19 protein-coding genes are annotated in these 19,156 nt (G+C 58.2%); 9 read left to right on the top strand and 10 right to left on the bottom strand.

The window, feature by feature from the left end:
- Positions 1–291 precede the first annotated feature (291 nt).
- From AC1RDS_RS08115 to AC1RDS_RS08105, 3 genes are all read right to left on the bottom strand, one after another.
- Positions 292–1,206 carry a reverse transcriptase family protein gene (locus AC1RDS_RS08115; RefSeq protein WP_492226752.1) on the bottom strand — a complete coding sequence of 305 codons (915 nt, stop codon included), beginning with the start codon at positions 1,204–1,206 and terminating at the stop codon, positions 292–294.
- A 198-nt stretch (positions 1,207–1,404) separates the two neighbouring features.
- Complete coding sequence (locus AC1RDS_RS08110) at positions 1,405–2,133, bottom strand: hypothetical protein (RefSeq protein WP_492226751.1); 729 nt, start codon at positions 2,131–2,133, stop codon at positions 1,405–1,407.
- Positions 2,126–2,620: a hypothetical protein gene (locus AC1RDS_RS08105; RefSeq protein WP_492226750.1), complete on the bottom strand. Its 495-nt coding sequence runs from the start codon at positions 2,618–2,620 to the stop codon at positions 2,126–2,128. Before AC1RDS_RS08105 ends, AC1RDS_RS08110 begins: the two co-directional genes overlap by 8 nt.
- Before the next feature lie 479 nt (positions 2,621–3,099).
- Between AC1RDS_RS08105 and AC1RDS_RS08100 the strand changes: the two genes are divergently transcribed.
- The 4 genes from AC1RDS_RS08100 (at position 3,100) to AC1RDS_RS08085 (ending at position 10,248) form a co-directional block, all read left to right on the top strand.
- A complete protein-coding gene (locus AC1RDS_RS08100; protein ID WP_348682675.1) occupies positions 3,100–4,101 on the top strand; it encodes an ATP-binding protein in 1,002 nt (333 codons plus the stop codon).
- Positions 4,102–4,725: 624 nt separating this feature from the next.
- Positions 4,726–6,756 carry a hypothetical protein gene (locus AC1RDS_RS08095; protein WP_492226749.1) on the top strand — a complete coding sequence of 677 codons (2,031 nt, stop codon included), beginning with the start codon at positions 4,726–4,728 and terminating at the stop codon, positions 6,754–6,756.
- The gene (locus AC1RDS_RS08090) at positions 6,753–9,479 is read left to right on the top strand and encodes a site-specific integrase (protein WP_492226748.1); all 2,727 of its coding nucleotides are present in this window, start codon (positions 6,753–6,755) and stop codon (positions 9,477–9,479) included. Before AC1RDS_RS08095 ends, AC1RDS_RS08090 begins: the two co-directional genes overlap by 4 nt.
- The gene (locus AC1RDS_RS08085; RefSeq protein WP_143218386.1) at positions 9,472–10,248 is read left to right on the top strand and encodes a hypothetical protein; all 777 of its coding nucleotides are present in this window, start codon (positions 9,472–9,474) and stop codon (positions 10,246–10,248) included. The genes AC1RDS_RS08090 and AC1RDS_RS08085 overlap by 8 nt, the downstream gene beginning before the upstream one ends.
- 47 nt (positions 10,249–10,295) lie before the next feature.
- Here the strand turns inward: AC1RDS_RS08085 and AC1RDS_RS08080 are convergent, their stop codons facing one another.
- From AC1RDS_RS08080 to AC1RDS_RS08050, 7 genes are all read right to left on the bottom strand, one after another.
- On the bottom strand, positions 10,296–10,673 hold the full coding sequence (locus AC1RDS_RS08080) for a type II toxin-antitoxin system HicB family antitoxin (protein WP_198314746.1): 378 nt from the start codon (positions 10,671–10,673) through the stop codon (positions 10,296–10,298).
- Positions 10,674–11,019: 346 nt separating this feature from the next.
- On the bottom strand, positions 11,020–11,391 hold the full coding sequence (locus AC1RDS_RS08075) for a hypothetical protein (RefSeq protein WP_232476455.1): 372 nt from the start codon (positions 11,389–11,391) through the stop codon (positions 11,020–11,022).
- A 61-nt stretch (positions 11,392–11,452) separates the two neighbouring features.
- Complete coding sequence (locus AC1RDS_RS08070; RefSeq protein ID WP_232476454.1) at positions 11,453–12,127, bottom strand: hypothetical protein; 675 nt, start codon at positions 12,125–12,127, stop codon at positions 11,453–11,455.
- A 13-nt stretch (positions 12,128–12,140) separates the two neighbouring features.
- Positions 12,141–12,395 carry a hypothetical protein gene (locus AC1RDS_RS08065; RefSeq protein WP_139285380.1) on the bottom strand — a complete coding sequence of 85 codons (255 nt, stop codon included), beginning with the start codon at positions 12,393–12,395 and terminating at the stop codon, positions 12,141–12,143.
- Between the two features lie 21 nt (positions 12,396–12,416).
- Positions 12,417–13,034, bottom strand: a complete 618-nt coding sequence (locus AC1RDS_RS08060; RefSeq protein WP_139285381.1) for a hypothetical protein — start codon at positions 13,032–13,034, stop codon at positions 12,417–12,419.
- Positions 13,035–13,156: 122 nt separating this feature from the next.
- Positions 13,157–14,428, bottom strand: coding sequence for a tyrosine-type recombinase/integrase (locus AC1RDS_RS08055; RefSeq protein ID WP_492226747.1), 1,272 nt, complete (start codon positions 14,426–14,428; stop codon positions 13,157–13,159).
- Complete coding sequence (locus AC1RDS_RS08050; protein WP_026437435.1) at positions 14,421–14,660, bottom strand: hypothetical protein; 240 nt, start codon at positions 14,658–14,660, stop codon at positions 14,421–14,423. The genes AC1RDS_RS08055 and AC1RDS_RS08050 overlap by 8 nt, the downstream gene beginning before the upstream one ends.
- Positions 14,661–14,739: 79 nt before the next feature.
- Here AC1RDS_RS08050 and AC1RDS_RS08045 point away from each other — a divergent pair, with 79 nt between their 5' ends.
- From AC1RDS_RS08045 to AC1RDS_RS08025, 5 genes are all read left to right on the top strand, one after another.
- Positions 14,740–15,030, top strand: coding sequence for a helix-turn-helix domain-containing protein (locus AC1RDS_RS08045; protein ID WP_333489927.1), 291 nt, complete (start codon positions 14,740–14,742; stop codon positions 15,028–15,030).
- A 61-nt stretch (positions 15,031–15,091) separates the two neighbouring features.
- Positions 15,092–16,834, top strand: a complete 1,743-nt coding sequence (locus AC1RDS_RS08040; RefSeq protein WP_291329181.1) for a type I restriction-modification system subunit M — start codon at positions 15,092–15,094, stop codon at positions 16,832–16,834.
- Positions 16,835–16,986: 152 nt separating this feature from the next.
- Positions 16,987–18,228 carry a restriction endonuclease subunit S gene (locus AC1RDS_RS08035; RefSeq protein ID WP_157896699.1) on the top strand — a complete coding sequence of 414 codons (1,242 nt, stop codon included), beginning with the start codon at positions 16,987–16,989 and terminating at the stop codon, positions 18,226–18,228.
- A gap of 362 nt (positions 18,229–18,590) precedes the next feature.
- Positions 18,591–18,890: a hypothetical protein gene (locus AC1RDS_RS08030; RefSeq protein ID WP_139285382.1), complete on the top strand. Its 300-nt coding sequence runs from the start codon at positions 18,591–18,593 to the stop codon at positions 18,888–18,890.
- Entirely contained in the window at positions 18,887–19,105 is a 219-nt protein-coding gene (locus tag AC1RDS_RS08025) for a hypothetical protein (protein ID WP_492226746.1), read from the top strand. The genes AC1RDS_RS08030 and AC1RDS_RS08025 overlap by 4 nt, the downstream gene beginning before the upstream one ends.
- Positions 19,106–19,156 lie beyond the last annotated feature (51 nt).

Raw genomic sequence — 19,156 nt, 5'->3', positions numbered from 1 at the left:
CACGCCTTCCCCAGACAGCAACTCATTCCTTTACGAAGTGGTGGTACCGTCTGCGACGAGGTTGCAGCCAAGTTAGCGTAGTGGCCGATCGGTGATCGGTCGCTTTGAAGTCTTGGGCGAACGCTCGATCGCTGCAAGCTGATCGTCTGTACACAGCCTGAAGCAGCCAGATCGTAGAGCCGCTCTGCAGCGGTTCCAGTCTCTCGGCAGCCGCAGACAAATTCACGCTGACCGCCACAATCCGGTCAACCAGATGTTCGAGCCCGCAAACCAGCGCATCACGCACACATCTCAGAGCGATTCGACAAACTTCCCGTAGCTCAGGTGGCCTCGAATGACATCGGCGTCTTCGACATCTTCACCCTTCGTCCTCTCCAAATGGTCATAGGCACGCAACCTGTTCCGGTAGCCCTTAGTCAGCCGCGCTCGTTCCCCGTGGACCAAGAGCCCATGTACCTTGAGCCTATTGGGCAACTTATCTAATCTGGTCTTCCGTTCAGAAAGGCGCCATGGTCCAGAGCTGAAGATGGCAAACAACTCCGTCTGCAGGCGCTCGGGGAATTCACCCATTCCAGAGAAGACGATGTCGTCTGCGTAGCGCGTCAGACGAACTCCAAACTCGGCTGCGAGCTCAGTGAGTCTCTGGTCGACGTGCAAGAAGCAGATGTTCGAAAGCACTGGGCTGGAAGGAGCGCCCTGCGCAAGAACGCCGTTAAGACAGCACAGGCTCGCGACAACACCGGCCCCGTTCTCGTCAAAGCCGATTCGCAAGAGGCACTTCACAACAACTTTGATCGGCGTCGTCTGAAAGAAGTCCTTGATGTCAACGCCGAAGGTCCACGTCGCCTCGCAGTGCTGCGCGGCCGCATGCACATGCGAAAGGCCGGGCACAAAGCCGTATACGTGCTCTGGCCTCTCGTAGCAGTTCTGCAGCCTCTCGGCGACCCACTTCTGAATGATCTTCAAGCCAACCCGGGGAGCGTCGATTCGACGGATGCCCCTCCTACCCTTCGGAATTTCAAAGGTCCGGTAATAGCGCTGCGGCCATGTGATGAACGCGTGCGTAAGCCCTGGATTGATGCCCAGCATAGCTGAGAGCGCAGCGCGCGAGGTTATGGGCGGAAGCCCGCGATCGACCATTCGGCGCATCTGCACCTGTTCCGACGGAGGCACCAATTCGCCCGTCGCTTTCAGCAGCTCGGCCAAGCTTGAGAATTGGAAGAACTGAGAGTCAAGAAGAGGTTGCGGGAGTCTCATTTAGCAAAGCAAAGCTTTCGTAATGCGGCCTGAGAACTGGCTGGGGATTCGAAGGAGCCCCAGCCAGTTCTCAGGCCTCCTTCTATCCGTGGTCTTGGCAAATGGGCATGATACACACCCGCGCCTGAGACTCCCGCAGAACGTAGCTTAACGGCCACCGCGAGCCAATGCAAGAAGACGCCTGACGTCCGGGCTATTCTTCCCGCGAGCTGAGCCAAGTCCTCGCAGGGCGTCAAGCGAACAGGCGTAGGAGCCACCTGCAATCCAGACTACCTTGCCCGTCCGACGTAGCATGTCGAGCCGTCGCTTTAGCCAGTCCTCAGAGGGAATGGTGAAGCTCTTCGCCAGCTCCACCTTCAGTTCATCGAAGGATGCCGGGGCGACCTGCCTAAGAACTCGAAGGCACGCGAAGTTGCTCGGTAGGTTTTCGTCACCAGTCGCAACGAGCTTGTGCAGTTGGACACCCAGGACCTCGAGATAGTCTCTAGCCTTCTGCTCGATTCTTTTGACTTCTTCATCGTTCAATGCATGCTTGGGTTCGACCCAAACGCGAGCCTTTGGCCCGTCTGCTGAAAGAAACACATTGCGCAGGTCATTCGGAAAGGCGTAGAGCAGCGTTGCTCTCAAGCCTGCTTCCAAGTCTAGCCCAGAGGCGTCGTGAAGAAGAAACTCGACGCGTCGCCCCTCTGCAGCGAGGGTTGCCTTGAGGTCGGTGAGGCGTCGGTTGCTGGGTTGCTGGAGGTTGTTGCTGTCGCGAGTTACCGCGACTCTGACGTAGTGGAAACCATTGACATCAGAGTCCTCGATGATCGACCCGACTACTGGAATTCCATCCTCTTGCAGTCTTGCGAGCAGCTCGACCTGGAAGTCAGGCATGAATTTGCCTCCAAGCATTGCCAATCAGGTGCATCTGCACTCTGGCCCTCTGCGGCCAGTGTCGAGCGACCTTCACGCCCACCTTGTTGAGCTCGAAGTCTGGTGAATGGACGAAGTCCACTGGAATGTCAGGATGGTAGTCCGCAGTCACTCTGGTCACACGCCCTTCGTCAAGGAGCTCAGCTAACTCCGCAGCGGCACGGCAGGCGTCCTGGCACAACTGAGCAACCTTGTGGTCATCAGCTCGAGACGCTTGCTTCCGCCCGGCAGTCAGGGCGGTCTTAACCTTCCCTCGCAGAATCTCTGGCATGGCGGCGTGCTGCATCTCATTGGCCCACTCGGGTCGCAAAGTAGCCAGCTTGGCTTTGACTTCCAAGAAGGTCGCGTAATAGTAGCGGTTGAACGCAGAGCGCGCGAACTGGTCCGCGTCTGGCCCCGGACTTCTCCGGACCGCCTCATCCTGCAAATGACTAGCGACTACCTGCATGTTTCGCTCCCCTAGGGCAAACGTTGCCTTTAGTGTATGCGCCCCAGGCTAGTGTCTTTCCGCCACGGTATGGGCCGGAGCGGCCATTGGCTCCAAGAAATCGAACGACCGTCGTCAGCCTGAAGCAGCCTTCAAATGCAAGCGCCACTCGCTCATTGCGCCCTTCGCCGGTGCGCTGATACCAGTTCGCACAATTGGGCTTGTGCAACAAAGCCACTGTAAGAACACCGTTAATTATGCTATTTTATCGAAAATACGATAAAATATCTTTTTCAAGATAATTTCCGATAATTGACATGATCGCTTTCCCACGCGCCGCACTCGCCCAAGAGTTAGTCGCCGCCCTGCAAGGCAAAGCCCTGCTGGGAGACGCCCACAACGGCCTGTTCTTGGCCGCCCCCCGCCGCACCGGCAAGTCCACCTTTTTGCAAGGTGACTTACGACCCGCGCTGGAAGCAGCCGATGTGGTCGTGGTGTATGTGGATCTGTGGGCCGATACGCGACGTGACCCGGGTGGACTGATCGCCGAAGCCATTGCTCGCGCGTTGGAACCCCAATTGGGCATTGTGGCCCGAACCGCCCGCAAGGCGGGGTTGGACAAGGTGAAGGTGGGCGGGCTAGAGGTGGACACCAGCAAGATCGGCAAGATCGATGGACTCACCCTGACCGATGCGCTGCGCCTGCTGCATGACCACGCCGGCAAGCCGATCGCGCTGATCATCGACGAAGCGCAGCACGCCCTTACCAGCGAAGCCGGCGAGGCAGCCATGACTGCCTTGAAATCAGCCCGCGACCAACTCAATCAGCCCGGCGTGGTGAACCTGATGCTGGTGATGTCAGGCTCAGACCGCGACAAATTGCTGCGCTTGGTCAACACGGCCGGTGCACCGTTTTACGGCTCACAGATTCAGCGCATGCCGCCCCTGGGGCCTGACTTCATTGCCCACATAGCAGCGTTGATCGAGGCGCAGCGGCCCGAACTCAAACCGGTGGATCAGACCCTGCTGCAACAGGCATTTGAAGTGTTCGGCTTCCGTCCGCAATTTTTCATGGCCGCATTGGGCCAGGTGCTCAGTCCCCTCGCTGCCCTGACCGGGCGCTTTGAATCGGCATTGCTGGATGCGGCTCAACAACAACAAACCCACGACGAAGCGCAGATGGAGTCGGACTACCTGGGGCTGAAGCCCACCGAGCAGGCCGTGCTGTGGCGCATGCTGACGCAAGGTTCACGATACCGCCCTTACGATGCCGAAGCACTGCGCTTTTACCGGGAAAGAACTGGCCACCCAGTAAACGCTACCCAAGTTCAGCGGGCGCTGGAGGGTTTGCGACAGCGTATGCCCGCGTTGGTATGGAAGTCGGCCCGCGGTGAATACGCGCTAGAAGACGTGGCCATGCACCGCTGGTTTGAAAAGCGCGGCGGCGCAGGAAAGTGGCCACCCACACCGCCACAGGGCGTGCTGCCCCTTGATGATGATTGAATACAGGGCAGAAGGGAACAGCCCTCTTGTCCCATCGACCAGTTGCTGATCACATGCATAAAGTTACCGGGCAGTCAGCTTCTGATCGGACGCGCTCAATGGGCATTGACAAAGAGCCATCAGCTCCGCTAGATTAGCGCGAGCTAGCTTTATGGCCTGCTGGTGTGAGCCCGCCGCACCAAAAATACTTGCGGGCCCCTGAACAAGCTGGGCCCGATCCCAGCAAAAGGCCCCTAGGCCGGATATTTCTGCTTGCCCAGATAAAAATTTCGTGGGCTTTTGCTCGCGATGGCTTTTTTGCCAAAAGTCTCTTTGAGGTCGTCCTGTACCTCAGTGGAGGGCGTTCGACTGAACGATCTCCGATGTCCGGAAATTAGGCCAGCAAAGCCAAGCCCCAAAAGTTGCCCTGATTAGGGGCTATCAATGCGGCGCGCTCACGCGCGCCCCTTCAATGCTGCCCGCCTGACGCGTACCACGTTCGGGCCGGCGCAGCCACATCACGAGCGGCGTCACGCCGCCCCCCTTGATGCCCGACACCTCGGCTGGCGCCGATCGAGGTGCATCCGCGCGCGCCTACATGGCCCTTCCCCCCTTTCTCGGCCCGGCTTTTTCTATGGAGTTGCTATGACTATTCCGGCGTCCTTCGTTTTCGCTCAAACCTCCGTTGCCGTGGAGGGGCCTGATGCTGCGCGACTGCTTTTGAGCATCATTCCGGCGCCACCGCATCAACCGGGCATCGGCTTAGTCGCTAAAAATGCCTTGACCTGCCTGACGGCACTGCTGATCGAAGTTCCCGCTGCCGGATCTCATCTCGCGCAACATATCTCGCTGCTCAACAAGTTGAGCGACGATTCAGGCGCCTGCATTGCTCATCCGAATGCAATGCTCGGCCTCGCGAGCGATTACCCAGCCTGGGCTTGGTTCGTATCGGCCAGTTTTCCTTGCGCGCATCGACTCCAGAGCTTGGTCGGCAAGCATTTGGCCGCGGCCCTCCTGAAAGAAGCCTCCATAGAAAAGAGCTTCGTTCAAAAACTGCGCAAGCTCATCAAACAATCTCACGACGAGATCCTGACAAACCAGCAGTTCGAAGCGGAGGTCACCAAGCTTGAAGGGCAAGCACATCAAAAGCTCCTGCAGTTGCTGGCGTTGAACTCCTGCTCCACGAACAGCGCGCAACTGTCATTTAACGCAGCGGTGACCTCCTGCCTTTCCAATCGACTGAGCTCCCTACGTCAAACCGAGCGCCAGGCCGTAGATACCGGCCAAACACTCCGCCGCAACGAGCTCACACGCACCGTCGTCCTTCTTCTCGACCACGCACAGCAGGGTCACTCTGATGACCTGGTCACCCTCATCTGCCTATGCGTTGGCCTCGGCCTAAACCTCGGCAAGCGAATACCACTGGTTTCGGGCGAAAGCGGACAAGGCTGGATGGCCTGGATCGATCCGGTTGCAGGCTCAACATACGTGGACTTGTCATTCGCACTGGCAGGTCTTGGTAAACGTTCAAGCCCGCGGCATCAAGCGTCCACGCTGATCCTGAAGCGCCCCCTGCCGCAGGGTGTTGCCACCATGCTGCGAGAGGCTCACACGCAAAACAGCCAGTTGCGCACGCTCGCCGATCTGTGCATTAACAAACCAACCAGCCGCAAAAAAATCTCGTTGCTGGGGGTTCATCACAGCGCTTCGTTGGCCGGACTGATGAACTCCGCGCGATCGATTTCATTAGAGACCACCGACAGGCGTGATATCTCTGCCTACGCGACTCTTGCCCTTGAACTGGTAAACAAATCCGATCTCCATTACGTCTGCCCACGCGAGCGCGAGATCTGGCAGGCCTGCTCCGACTTCTATGACGCCGTCGGCCTGGGGCCAGCAGTACCGCAAAGTGGTGGCAACTCCAACGTCCGCATCGGCTCCCGCCTGACACCATCGGCGGATTGGATCAAAGAAGTATTTGCAAGCGCTGGCGATGAACTGCTCGCGAAAAAGTGTGGTCGCAGGTACTCGTTGCCATCATTGATCGAGCACCACAACGCGTGTGCGCGCTACGTCGGCCTCTTGATGCAGTTTGTCGTTGGAGGCCGCGACCGCCGCCTTATCGACTTTCGTGCGAGCGTTTGGAGCAGCACCACGACCTTCGGCTTGATGGAAGACAAGCCCTTGAGTGCCACGCGAGGCACGACACCGATCCCCATCCCAGCAGCGCTCTCCGAGCAGCTCAAGCTTTGGCACGCGCACATCGCCGCGCTGGATAAGCGGCTATTGAAATTGCAAGCCCCCGGCTCTTCGGCCGCCTTTCAACTCATCCGCCAGATCAGGGAACTCCAGAACTTGCCCATGCTTTTTTTGCTGGACACGCATGGCGCCCCCGTCCCCTTGAGCTCAGATGTCCTTTTCACGGGCCCAGCCAGCCAGCTCAACCGGGACTTTGGTCGCCATTCTCTGCCGGATCTTTTGCTGGATGCGGGCATGCCATTCGAGGATATCCAAGACTGGCTCCGCCATTTCTCGCCGGGAATCTCAACGCACGAACTGAACTCCAACCGCGTCAAGTACCACAGCACCGAACGCCTTATTTCAGGCATCGACCAAGTGCTACTGGAGCTGAACATCCGACCCAGGTCCGGCCTGAGCAAGGAAATCGCTCCATGACATCTCTGTCACAACCCTGGACAACAACAAAACGAAATCCAGTCCTGATTCCGGCCTTCAGCGCTCCCGGCGGGGTCGCTCGCTTCGACAGCTTTATTCGATCGGCCGACCGGCTGGTGACCCAACTCGCGCCTTCGCATGCCCTGATCTTGTGCGCCATCCTCTACGAAGGCATGGGCTCATCCGCAGAGCTATCGAACTTCCTTCATGCCTTGGTGTCATCGCACTCCACCTGTGACGGCCACTACGTCCAATGGTCCGATGAACAGGACCGTCTGCATAGCCGGGCGCTCGATCCACGCACGCGCATCGCATTGTTCCGAGTCCCCAGTGGAACGTTGCCCAAGAAGGACCTGGACTCCTTCCATCAAGTATTGCTGAAGAACTACCCAATGGCCCAATCCCAGATGGGCAAGGACCTCTGGCATCTCATCTTCCACGACGCGCTGGCCTGGCTACATCAGCACATCCCCAATTTTTGTCTGGGGATGCTCACGGGCAGTATTCCCATCACGGCACTGCCCCGCGATGTGCTTACGCGATGGAACCTACGACAAAAGGACGTGCACTGGGAAACGCGGGATGCTGCAGATGACGATGCTCTCAGTCCCTCCCACGACGGAGCATTGGAAATACTCCTTGAGATGGAGGCGCCCATCAACCGCCGCGCTCGGTGCCTGAAGGAGATTCAAGACCTGTTTACTCTACCCAACCAGGCAACAGACATCCGGCTTTCTGATCAGCATTGGCGAACAAGCCTGTACAGCAGGTTGGCCATGACCGCCGACTTGATTGCACGCCAAGGCACAGAAGGCGATGCGCTGGTCCTGCTGTGGGTGCACCACCTGCTCAGCGTTGGCAGCGTGCGCCTGAAGAATCCTTCCGTCGCAACAATCTCTCGCTACGTCAGCGCTGCCGCGGGGCTCATCTCCGAAAACTACACTCAATGCCCGTGCTCTGCAGTTCACATGGACGATGAACAGTGGATCGCCTTCTTCGATGCACTGAAGCATGCCGTTAACAGCGACCCACAACGCCCGGCCCTTGCCTCCTTCCATCAGTTTTGCATCCAGACATTTGGCGCCCCGCCGATGGCGCAGGTACTTTTTTCGGGTGACGGAAACACCACGGTAGTGCACGCCAACACGGTCTGGTCCCAAGAAATCCACAGGGCCCTGGAACTTGCCCTCACTGCCAGCAGCGATGCACGCATCTGCGCCAGTGTGCAAGCGCTGCTGGCTCTTGCCGCTATTTTTCCCCTGCGTATCGGCGAGGCACAAGCCCTACGCCTGGAGGACTTCGTCATCACTGATGAAGGCATCGAACTCCGATACCACCCTCGGCGAGGGCAGCATCAAGGTAAAAGCTACAGCGCGAAGCGATGGATGCGCAGCTTCGGCGAGCCGGCGTGGGTGGCGTGCGTAGTCAGCTGGATCAAGCGCAGGAAGAGTGAAGAAGAGGGCAGACATGGCAAGTCTGCTCTGCTGTTTGGAGATCCCCACAGCAGCCATCGCACCTACATGTTTTCCGCCTGCAGCCGACTGGTCAACCGCGCTCTTAAGCAAGTCTGCGGCGACAAATCAGTTTCCTTCCATACGCTGCGGCACGCATGGGTCAACCGCAACATCATCCATCAGCTGGATCAGCCTTCTTCTCGTCCAAGCCCCGTTTCCTGGTTGCAAAAAGTTGCCGCTGAGGTGGGACATGCCCAAGTTCCGACAACCCTGCAGCACTATTTCCACCGACCCGACATGGCCTTGCGCTGCTCTCTGAACAGCTATTGGCAGACGAGGCCACTTACCGCTGAAGTCGCAGCCTTCTGGACCGGACGTTCCGCTGCCGCATTGCGAAAGGCTAAACAACGCAGTGAGAACAAAGCGGAATTCTTGTGGTCTTGTCTCTTCGAGACATCCACTGGGCTGGCTGTACGCCAAGCGCCGCCCCCATCTCTGCTGGCGGCGTTGCCGCCGCCACCAATAGCGTCAATCGGCCTGATGCATGTACGCAAGATCCTCTGCGACCTTCACACTGGCATACCAGTCGAGGCTGTGGCTTCTCGCTGCAGTGTCCCTTTGGCCACCGTCTTGGAAGTGATCGATCGTGCTGTATTGATCGCCAACCAGCTTCTTGTCTTGGGAAGTGTCCGTGGTCGCTGCCTGATCCTCGAACATGCCACGCGGGTGATCAAACTTGCACGGCTACTTCAGATCTTTATGGATTGCGATATTCGGCCGACAGTCACCGATGAACCTTCCTGGCAAAAGTTGGCACCTCAAAACATTGCTCCTACGTTTGCACAGCGCAATGCCGTGCGCTCATGGATGCACTGCCGCGATGGGCAAAGCATTGCATTGCGACCCGATGGATCGGCCGACGACCTTTTGCGTTGGCTGAGCGACGGCTCCGTTCCTGGCAGCTGCATTGTCCTTCGAGTTCCAATGAAGCATGTTGCTGATCCTCATTCTCGCGCTACGACTGTGAGCAGTGATTCAGCCAGAAGTGCGCAAGATCAGCTAGGACAGTACTTCGGGACCTCCGTCACGATTGAAGGGGTTCGCCAACGGAAACTCGAACAACCTCCCTACATGCTGATCTCAAGAAAGCCTTTCACCAAAACATCCAAGCCTTGCCCTTCCGCCAGATTGCGCATGGGATCTTTTCATGGCCTTATGTTTTCCATGGCCGTATGGCACGGCATGATTGGAATGGATGCGCATGAGTAAGCACGAAGAAATATTTCGGGTGTTCATCAACTCGGTGCAAAAGGCCAGAGATCCCGCCAAGGAGCAGCGGGAGATCATGCTCGTGCAGAACACGATGAACACGGTCTTGGGGCAGCTGTCTGAACAGGACCGCCTGTACTACTCTCTGGAGGTAGACCCGTGCAAACTTGACCAGTGGTTAGTGGTTTCCTGCTGTGACAGTCTTCAGCGCAGGCTCTTTGAGGACAGAAAGGCGCCTTACTCAGCATCCTCCACCGAGGATCCGCTTCTCGCTGGAACAGTCATGCAAGCGACTAACGCATTGAAGCACCTGAGAACATTGTCTACCTCGACGGGCTTGAGCCCTGATGACTTCATTGATGCCATACGCACCACTGCGCCAGCATTGATCCGCCTGCTTACGGACCGGGAAGAAACCACGAGCTTCCGGACCAGCGATGGCGTGACTATCTCTGTGGATTCAATCTACCAATCGCGAAGAACAATGCTTCCCGACCCCGTCTCCGTTCGCTTTCGTGTAGACATGGTAGGTCGCGAGAAAGCTGTTATTGAGCCGACCAAGGAACATCGATCACAACTGAAGACCAAGAGCAAGCAGATCCAGCTTCACTGGCTTCCGCTGGAGCATCCATTTCTGTATGAAATTCTCCTGGAATCCATGGAGTCACGAGCACTCGTTGAGGTTGACGCATGCCGCTATGTCAATCGGATAGGCCAAACCGTCAATTTGTCTTTTCTTAGGATGATTGAATCGCCGGATGACTGTTGACATACATGAGGAGCGCTCGAATCTGTGCCTTTGCCTTCGGGTAATGTTTACGTTGGGGTGGCAGGGGCATCCACCGTCATTGCGGGTACGCGGAGTTCGATGCGGATGGCGCGCGGCGTGACCTCGCCTTGCTCCAACCGCTCGGCCAGAACGCGCAACGCTACGGCCTGGGCCTTCGCCATGGCATCTTCAGCCGTGGCTCCCAAGGCACGTGCTCCCGGCAGCTCCGGGACAACCTCGGCCAGAAACCGTCCGTCGTTGTCACGCATGCACTCCAACGTGTAGTTGGCGGCGCAGGGGCCAGAAGGTTGCGTTTGGCTCGTGGCCACATATATGCCGAACCAGGTAATCACGCCGCCGATAAGGCATAGGGTAATTAAGCCCACCATGGCGCATATTCCTTTCATCTTGTAGAGAACTGCCAAGCAGATCTCATGCGATACCGATCAACGCCTGCGCACCAGCATGGGTTGCCTCACTCGCCAACATAGACAGGGGCGCGATGTGTACTTTGCGTCAGGGCCTTCGCGGCGGTCTACCGCGCGAGCGGTTTAGTCCTCCGCTGCACAGCCGACTTCAAGTGAGCCCACTTGCAGTGCCCGCACAAAGATCCTGCAGTCTTGCGTCCAACCTTAAAATCGTCTTGAGCTACAGTCCAATGGCATTGGAGAGCACTTCGTCGGTAAATCCCATGAGCGTGCCAGCGCGAAGCGCACCTTGCGTCAACACATGGTCTTCGATCAACAGCGCCGGGGTAACGAGCCAAAGCGTTCAGACGCCCAAAGCGCTTTCGTCCACTGGCCACTGCAGCTCTCGCGCAACCCTGCGCATGATCCATACGCACTGCGCATCTGTGCACCATCGCTTGGCCAGAAGACCTTTTAACGCAGTCTTCACCGTCGCTTCCTGGCCCCCTTCAAAGGTGGGCAGCTTTCGCTGGCAGTACGGAACCATCTGCGAGACCAGGTCGTCACACATCTGAAAGGCTGCCACGACTTCTGAGGGCGAAGTACCTGGCGCATAGAACTTTCCATCTTCCTCAACGAGGCTCATCTTCGGCTGGGCGCCTCCAATGGCAGAGGGAACCGCAGTCACCGGGAAATCATCCGGCACGCCTGGATAGCTGGCACGGTCAATCGTCATATCAATTCCTTGCGTACTACTTCGCCATACAGCCGGTACTGCCCTGTCCATTCAAGCCTCTTCAGGCCTTCACTTCAGGGGCAGTGTGGTGGGCGGGAGCCAGTACGGCCCGCTCGCGCAGCCAGCTTGCTTTGTCGTATACAAAGTCCGGAAACTCTTGGGTCAAGGTGGTTTTCTGCAAGATGAGTTCTCGGGCCAAGTGCGCCACTTCTGCCAGCTCCTTTTCATTTCTTACTTCAAACGGTGCCACAAGGCTGACACCCATCGCCCAACTGAGACGCTCCCATTTCCATGAGGGCCGAACCTCCAAGTCAATCCCATCCCGGGTCAGCCGTTCTTCAATTTTCTGAAGCTTTGCGTAGTGCTGTGTCTGGGCCTCGGAAGGTGCGCGGCTGGTGAAGCTGCTCAGTTTTTTCCGCTTGCTCGACTTGCCAACCATCTTGTAGCCTTTGGTCCCGCCCTCAAAGAGCCAGTCATCCCGTGGGCCGTCACCCGCCTCGTCCCAAGCCATGGAAGAAATAGCCTCCCCATAGATGTGTCGAGGGTGATGCCACCAGACGATGATGCGCCGCCCGTTGAGGATGAAACCCACGTCATCCCAATACGACAGACTTTCAGGCCCCATGTTCCAGTAGGCGTGCGGGATGAACAGACCGCCATCTGAAAGACGCCACTGTTGCATGCGGTGATACTCACGCATGCGCCTACCCAAATACTCATAATGCGGATTTCTCATGTGGATTCCTTGGTCAACCCTTGGGTGCTAAGGCCCAGGCAGACGTCGACAGGCGCAGCCAGGGACCCAGTGTTTCCTTCAAACAACTGTGGCAAAGATCGATATCCACCCGCGTTCCATCGCCCAGGGGCGATCCCCAGCCCGCGTCGAACCCCAGCTGCAGGAAGTTGTTCAGGCCATCGCCCTCATCGTGTCGCGCCTGCGTTCCACAGCGGTCGCAAATGAGTTCCGCGACGAACGGTGTCGACATCAATTCATGAACTCTCATTTTGTGCACCTTGATTGATAGCTAAGGCATCTGCATCATCACACTGCCAAGCGCAGCCTGTATACGCGCTACCTGCTGCGGGTCAGCCGTGTCGTCATGTTCCATCCCCAGCACTTGAGCAAGTGTGTATCCCAGATCCGCGTGGCAGCGTCGCAGTTGCCTGAGGGGCTCTTCCAGTAACGCTTTGTGTGCCGAGGCTATGCGGCTGCGATAGAAGCGCATGGTTTCGGCATTCTGGGCAGCAGGCCGCCCCAGGACTTGTTGGTAGGCACACCAATAGTAGCCACAGGATTGCACAAAGGCGGCGACTGCTGCCAACTCTCTTTCGTGGCGGTGCAACAGTCTCGGGTAACGGCTCGCTTGGTTTGCGGCGCGTTCGCAAAGGTCCAGAGGCATGGTCGCCGGCTCTCCCGCAGGAGTTGCCACGGGATGAAGATAGGCACGCACCAGGCCATCATCGCCAAAAAGATTGCGAATGAATGCGTTCAGCGCGCCCTGTGCAGCATCGGGCATACGAGCGTAGATCTCGTCGCGATATTGCGTGATCACGTCACAGTCATGTTGCTGCACGCGCTCCGACATGAGCGTGCGGAGGGAGATGCGGTTACGGTTTCGATGCAAGTGAAGTGATGCGGTCATATGAAACTCCTTGGCACTCGAAGTGCAGATTCGGCCAATCGGGCTTACAGGGTGGGCGCAGGCAAGGCTCCGCCCTGCCCTGCGCGTCGGGCACTTGGCGTAGGTTCAAAAAAGCGATGTGGTTAGGTAGTGGTTGCCACTGCCGGTGAAGCCTCAAGCGCCAGGATCACGGGGGTCACGTTCCCCGTGACGGACGCTAACGAGATGTGCTGCTTGAGCAAGCGCTCCATGGCAGAGCCGTCCCGGCGCGTCAGGTTGGGCACATACCGGCTGTAGACACGGAACAGCATTTCGGTGCTGGTGTGACCCAACTGTCGCGCAATCCATTCCGGCGCTTCCCCGGCAGCAAGCCACAGCGTTGCCGCCGTATGCCGCATCTGGTAGGCCCTGCGGTGCTCCAACCCCAGGTGACGTAGCAGCGGCGCCCAGACCCGGTTGAGGAAGTTCTGGTTATCAATGGGCTTGCCACTGCGCAAGCTGAATACATACTCCGAGTCAGGGTGCCGAGTCTTGAACTGCGCCTGCAGGGCATCGAACACCATCTCGTTCATCTGGATGTCGCGCATGCTGCCATCCGTCTTGAGCTCGTCTTCCTCGTTGAGCACGATCGTTTCACGCACCAGGATGAGCCGACGCTCGAAATCGATGTACTTCCATTTGAGACCATGCACCTCTCCGGTTCGCATTCCTGTGAAAAAGCGCACGGTGAAGTAGTTGCGATAGTCCGCCCTCGCGGTGGACAGGATGCGCTGCACGTCCTCCAGCGTGAAGGGCATGACATCGCTGCGCTTCATCTTCAAGGGTTTGATATTGCGGAAGGCGGACGTAAACTCGAACCGGTCGGCCGCTTCGTTAAGGATCTGTCGCAAAGGCTTCATGATGGAGTTGATGCGTCGGTTGGATAGGGTGTTGCTGGACTTTCGGGCGGGAACTTTGGCGAGTGAAGCCCGAAATGCCAGTACGTCTGCCTTGGTGATCTGGCCGACCTCCTTGTCCCCGAAAAAGGGGATCAGGTATTTGTCCAGTGCACCGCGTTGCGTGATGCTGTAGCTGCGCCGCCATGTCACCTCGGCCTCTACGAACCACACCTCGGCGAAGTCGCTAAACAGCGGGGTTGTGCTGGGAGGCTGCTTCAACGCGCCTGGTGCAGGCCCGGCAAGCATGGGCTCCTGCGGGGGGTCTGTCTCCACGGCAGGCAAGGGTTTGCCGAAGGTTTTTTGGTAATCGAAGGCGCCCAGGGCGATTTCTCCTTCGATGCGCTCCAGCACCTTCAGTAAGCGCTTGCGGTTGGCTGAGGTGTCGGGCAACGTGGTGTATTCCCGCAGCCGCTGCCCCGCATATCGGAAGTCCAGGAACAGCGTCCCTTTACTTTCCAGGCGGCGGATACTACCCATGAATCACACCTCCATTGGCCAGCGGTATGCCCTCTGCACATACGGCCGAATACTGAGTCATGTCTGTTTCGATGTGCTCCCAGATATAGAGAGTTTTGCGTCCACCGAAAGGGCGGATGTAATGCCGACCCTCAAGTAGGACGCTGTCCTTGAGCCTGTCCCGGATGGTCCGTGCGTCGTACTTGATGCGGTCTGACAACTCGTCAGTGGTCAGATAGGTACACGATGTCATTTCTCTCTCCTTGCAATGGTGGACAATCAGGATTCAAAAAAGTCACGCACTGCGTTTTTTTGTCATCCTGGATGGCATTATGAGCGCGAAATCGCCCTTGTCAATGACTTTTTGTCGTTCTGAGCGATATTTCTACATGGAGAATGTCTTGATCAAGTGTCACCTGTCCAGGCTTATGGGAGAACGAAAGCTCAAGATCAGCGACCTTGCGCGGGACACTGGTCTCCATAGGAACACCATCACGCTGCTCTACCAGGAGACGGCTACACGAGTTGATCTGGATGCGATCAACACCTTGTGTGGCTACTTCAGCGTTCCGGTAGGTGAATTGTTCGAATACGTCCCAGACAGTACGTCGGACCAAGAATGACAACCCGTCCCCTGCGGCACAACACGAAGTTGCCTCAGAGATCTGCGTATAACCACCATCAATGAACCAACAAACCCTCTCCGCCTTCATCTGGTCCGTGGCCGACCTGCTGCGCGGCGACTACAAGCAATCCGACTACGGCAAGGTCATCCTGCCCTTCACCGTGCTGCGCCGCCTCGACTGCGTGCTCGAATCGACCAAGCCCGCCGTGTTGACCGAGCTGGTCGCCAAGCAGGCACAGGGCGTCAACCCCGAGCCCTTCCTGCTGCGCAAGGCGGGCCAGAGCTTCTACAACACCTCCACGCTCGACCTCCAAAAGCTGCGGGGCGACCCGGACCACATCGCGCAGAACCTGTTCAGCTACGTGCAGGCGTTCTCGCCCGCGGTGCGCGATGTGTTCGAGCGCTTTGAATTCCACACCCAGGTCGAGCGCCTGGCCAAGGCCGGGCTGCTGTACCAGGTGGCTGAAAAGTTCGCCCAGATCGACCTGCACCCCGAGGTGGTCAGCAACATGCAGATGGGCCTGGTGTTTGAAGAGCTGATCCGCAAGTTCGCTGAAATCAGCAACGAGACCGCCGGGGAGCACTTCACCCCGCGTGAAGTCATCCGGCTCATGGTCAACCTCATCTTCATTGAAGACGACGCCATCCTCAGCAAGCCCGGCGTGGTGCGCACCATTTACGACCCCACAGCAGGCACCGGCGGCATGCTCAGCGTGGCGGGCGAATACCTGGCCGAGCACAACCCCCAGGCGCGCCTCACCGTCTTTGGCCAGGAGCTCAACCCCGAGTCCTACGCCATCTGCAAGGCCGACATGCTGATCAAGGGCCAGGACGTGGGCAACATCGCTTTTGGCAACACCCTCAGCGACGACGGCCATGGCAACAAGAAATTCGACTACATGCTGTCCAACCCGCCCTTTGGCGTGGAGTGGAAGAAGGTCGAGAAGGAAGTGCGCAAAGAGCACGAAAGCCAGGGCTACAACGGCCGCTTCGGCCCCGGCCTGCCCCGCGTGTCCGATGGCTCCATGCTGTTTTTGCTGCACCTGCTCAGCAAGATGCGCCCCACATCAGAGGGCGGCAGCCGCTTCGGCATCGTGCTCAACGGCTCGCCGCTGTTCACGGGCGGCGCGGGCAGTGGCGAGAGCGAAATCCGCCGCTACGTGCTGGAGAACGATCTGTGTGAAGCCATCGTGGGTCTGCCCACCGATATGTTCTACAACACCGGCATCAGCACCTACGTCTGGATCATCAGCAACCGCAAGCCCGAGGCCCGCAAGGGCAAGGTGCAGCTGATCGACGCCAGCGGCATGTGGCAGAAGATGCGCAAGAGCCTCGGCTCCAAGCGCAAAGAACTCAGCGACGCCCACATCGAGCGCATCACCCGCCTGTTTGGCGACTTTGCCGAGGCCGAGCACGACGGCACCCCCATCAGCCGCATCTTCGACAACGAAGCCTTTGGCTACCACGCCATCACCGTCGAGCGCCCGCTGCGCGATGAAGCGGGCAACGTGGTACTGGGCGTCAAGGGCAAGCAAAAGGGCAAGCCCCAGCCCGACGCCAGCCTGCGCGACACCGAAAACGTGCCCTACACCGAAGACGTGGGCGAATACTTCCGGCGCGAAGTGCTGCCCCACGCCCCCGACGCCTGGATCGACCCCGAAAAAACCAAGGTGGGCTACGAAATCCCGTTCAACCGGCATTTCTACGTCTTCAAGCCCCCGCGCCCGCTGGCCGAGATTGATGCAGAACTGAAGCAGACCACCGACCGCATCCTGGACATGATCAAGGGGCTGTCGGCATGAGCTTTCCGCGATACCCGGAGTACAAGGACAGCGGGGTAGCGTGGCTGGGGGAGGTGCCGTCGCATTGGACCATCTGCGGGACAGGCCATCGACTCCAGTCACCTCCTTGCTACGGAGTTTTGGTCCCAGACTTTGATCCAGATGGCGTGCCCATGCTCAAGATCATGGACCTCGCGAATGGGACTCCCGATAGGTCAGCTCTCGCCACGATCAGCGAACGCCTTTCCGATGAGTTCCAACGCACCATCGTTCGTCGCGGGGACGTTGTTCTATCGGTCGTTGGAACGATTGGGACCGCACTTGTCATCCCTGAAGCTCTAGACGGAATCAATTTATCGAGAGCGCTGGCACGCCTGCTTCCAAATGTAGATCTACTACCCCAGTGGCTGGTGTGGGTCTTCTCGTCTGACAACTTCACACGGTTCGTTGACCTTGTCTGCGTTGGTTCTGCACAGCGCGTGCTGAACATGGATGATTTGCGCTCGTTTCGGGCACCGTTTCCACCTATAGAGGAACAAACCGCCATCGCCACCTTCCTCGACCGCGAAACCGCCAAGATCGACGCGCTGGTGGCCGAGCAGGAAAAGCTGATCGCCCTGCTGCAGGAAAAGCGCCAGGCCGTCATCTCCCACGCCGTGACCAAGGGGCTGGACCCGAACGTGCCGATGAAGGACTCGGGCGTGGAGTGGCTGGGGGAGGTGCCGGGGCACTGGGAGGTTTGTGCATTGCGCCGCGTGATCGCCGCAATCGAACAAGGTTGGAGTCCGGAATGCTATGCCCGCGAAGCTGAAGAGCAGGAATGGGGCGTGCTCAAGGCCGGTTGTTTGAATGGCGGAAATTTTCGGCCATCTGAAAACAAGGCCCTGCCGCCGGAGTTGCCTCCAGAAGAGGCATACGAAGTCCGAGTTGGCGATGTGCTCATGTCCCGCGCCAGTGGCTCTCCTGAGTTGGTGGGGTCCACTGCTTTGGTCAAAGCCACCCGAGAGCGGCTCATGCTTTCGGACAAGATCTTTCGACTCAAGTTGAAAGAGTTCGTCAACGCAGCTTTTTTTGTTGCGGCACTCAACTCGCGCCCATTGCGGATTCAGATCGAGAACGCTCTGAGCGGTGGCAATGGCATGGCGAACAACCTGCCCCAGTCGAGCTTGCTGACTTTTGCAATGGCGGTGCCGCCACTGGCAGAGCAAGCGACGATCACAGTGTTTTTGGAGCAAGAAACCGCCAAGCTCGACACCCTGACCGCCGAAGCCCGCTCTGCCATCACCCTCCTGCAAGAACGCCGCACCGCCCTGATCTCCGCCGCCGTCACCGGCCAGATCGACGTGCGCGGGCTGGCGGGCAGCGCAAATGCTCCTGATTCAGTAGCTGCCAGCGCTTATCCAGCAAGCGCTTGAGGCCAATTTTGCTTCAAACCCACCCTATCCCCTTGCCGCATGAAGCCTTCAAGGCAACCATCGTCGCCTTATGAGCAACAAACAGAACGGACCGCCATAGCGCCCTTGCATGGGCAGATGGGTAGTGAACCGGCGGCCAGGAAACTGAGAAATAAATCGCCCATCCCCGCATTTCTGAGAAAAATTTCCTGGCGCTGAAAATTCCCCCCGATTGTTCGGGCGCAACGCCGACGCCAAGTTCTGCGGGCGCTGTCCAGCAAGGCGCCTCCACGCAAACGCCCTCTGACAGCCCTCCTGCTACCATTCAGTCATCTCATTTCCAGACGGTCCCTCACCCAAGGTTTTTCATGCAAGCGCCCAACATGCAAGCACGCCAAGGCAAGCAAGCGCAGGACGAAGCGCTGCGGTCCTTGCACCGCTATGTCTACGAGCAGCTGCAGTCAGACCGCAAGGATGAGATCCTGCAACATGCGCGCCAGCGCATCGGGCTGTGGAAACAGGGCCGCCTGTGCAGCGATTACTACATCCGGTTTTGGTCTGGTGTGGTGAGCTCGGGCGACAGTGCTGTTTACAAGCAGAAAGTGCTGGAAGCGTCGGAGCGCCGCTCGCTGGGAATGATGCAGAACACGCCCTTTTCGTTCTTGCTGCGGGAATTGCGTTGAACCGCGAACAGCTTCATGCACTGCTGACGCAGGCCAAAGCCATCGTTCACCACACAGACTTCGTGATCGTTGGCTCGCTCTCCATCCTGGGCGCCGTCAGCGACCCACCCCGCACGATGGTGATGTCCATTGATGTGGATACCTATCTGAAGAACGACCCCCAGCGCACCTACGAACTGGCCCAGGCACGAGCCTGTCAGAAAGTTTGTGTGTGAGGCATAGCATGTCAACAAGGAGCATGAATGCCACGCAAGACGAAGACCACC

The sequence above is a fragment of the Acidovorax sp. GW823-FHT02H02 genome, assembly GCF_058797075.1.
The sequence above is the reverse complement of the archived record's forward strand: the minus strand, read 5'-3'. Positions and strand labels throughout refer to the sequence as shown.

Coding starts and splice junctions, on each gene's coding strand:
- AC1RDS_RS08090 (WP_492226748.1), top strand. CDS start 6,753: ATGACATCTCTGTCACAACCCTGGACAACAACAAAACGAAATCCAGTC.
- AC1RDS_RS08045 (WP_333489927.1), top strand. CDS start 14,740: ATGAGCGCGAAATCGCCCTTGTCAATGACTTTTTGTCGTTCTGAGCGA.
- AC1RDS_RS08065 (WP_139285380.1), bottom strand. CDS start 12,395: ATGAGAGTTCATGAATTGATGTCGACACCGTTCGTCGCGGAACTCATT.
- AC1RDS_RS08075 (WP_232476455.1), bottom strand. CDS start 11,391: ATGACGATTGACCGTGCCAGCTATCCAGGCGTGCCGGATGATTTCCCG.
- AC1RDS_RS08060 (WP_139285381.1), bottom strand. CDS start 13,034: ATGACCGCATCACTTCACTTGCATCGAAACCGTAACCGCATCTCCCTC.
- AC1RDS_RS08095 (WP_492226749.1), top strand. CDS start 4,726: ATGACTATTCCGGCGTCCTTCGTTTTCGCTCAAACCTCCGTTGCCGTG.
- AC1RDS_RS08040 (WP_291329181.1), top strand. CDS start 15,092: ATGAACCAACAAACCCTCTCCGCCTTCATCTGGTCCGTGGCCGACCTG.
- AC1RDS_RS08110 (WP_492226751.1), bottom strand. CDS start 2,133: ATGCCTGACTTCCAGGTCGAGCTGCTCGCAAGACTGCAAGAGGATGGA.
- AC1RDS_RS08070 (WP_232476454.1), bottom strand. CDS start 12,127: ATGAGAAATCCGCATTATGAGTATTTGGGTAGGCGCATGCGTGAGTAT.
- AC1RDS_RS08085 (WP_143218386.1), top strand. CDS start 9,472: ATGAGTAAGCACGAAGAAATATTTCGGGTGTTCATCAACTCGGTGCAA.
- AC1RDS_RS08050 (WP_026437435.1), bottom strand. CDS start 14,660: ATGACATCGTGTACCTATCTGACCACTGACGAGTTGTCAGACCGCATC.
- AC1RDS_RS08035 (WP_157896699.1), top strand. CDS start 16,987: ATGCTCAAGATCATGGACCTCGCGAATGGGACTCCCGATAGGTCAGCT.
- AC1RDS_RS08105 (WP_492226750.1), bottom strand. CDS start 2,620: ATGCAGGTAGTCGCTAGTCATTTGCAGGATGAGGCGGTCCGGAGAAGT.
- AC1RDS_RS08030 (WP_139285382.1), top strand. CDS start 18,591: ATGCAAGCACGCCAAGGCAAGCAAGCGCAGGACGAAGCGCTGCGGTCC.
- AC1RDS_RS08055 (WP_492226747.1), bottom strand. CDS start 14,428: ATGGGTAGTATCCGCCGCCTGGAAAGTAAAGGGACGCTGTTCCTGGAC.